Here is a 500-nt window from a genome sequence, read left to right on the forward strand (position 1 = left end):
AACTCGCTGCGGTCGGCCACGGTGCCCGGCGGCTGTGAGGTCAGCTCGGTCGTGGGCGGATCGTCGAGGTCCGAGTCGGAGTCCGAGTCGGCGGCGTCATCGTCCGACCCGGTCGCGTTCTCCTCCGCCTCCGGGTCGTCGCCGCGTGAGCGGATGTCGTCGCCGGCCGCTGCGTTGAAGTCGAACACGTCGTTCATGTCGAACGGCGCGTCGTTCATGGTGACGTCGGTGGTGCCGGTGTCGAGGGAGGCGAAGAACTGGTCGAAGTTGAACTGGCTGAAGTCGAACTGGCCGAGGTCGTCGAGGTCGAAGTTGAGGTCGAGGTTGCTCAGCGTGGGGTCGTTGATGAAGTCGTCGAGGTTGATGTTGTCGAAGCCGAAGGGGTCGGGGTCGACTGTGGTGTCGGTTCCGGCCTTGCTGATCTCGTGGTAGGTGGCGACGACCTGGGTTCGTTCTTCGGTGGTGGTGGCGTTGTTGTAGGCCTCGTGGAAGTAGGGCCG

General features: G+C 64.6%; 1 protein-coding gene. It reads right to left on the reverse strand.

Translation table 11 applies throughout. The features are described 5' to 3' along the window. The coding region (locus IMZ35_RS30270) for a hypothetical protein (protein WP_199444631.1) at positions 1-500 on the reverse strand (500 nt) is incomplete at both ends.

The organism is Umezawaea beigongshangensis (assembly GCF_016464305.1).
GTDB lineage: Bacteria > Actinomycetota > Actinomycetes > Mycobacteriales > Pseudonocardiaceae > Umezawaea_A > Umezawaea_A beigongshangensis.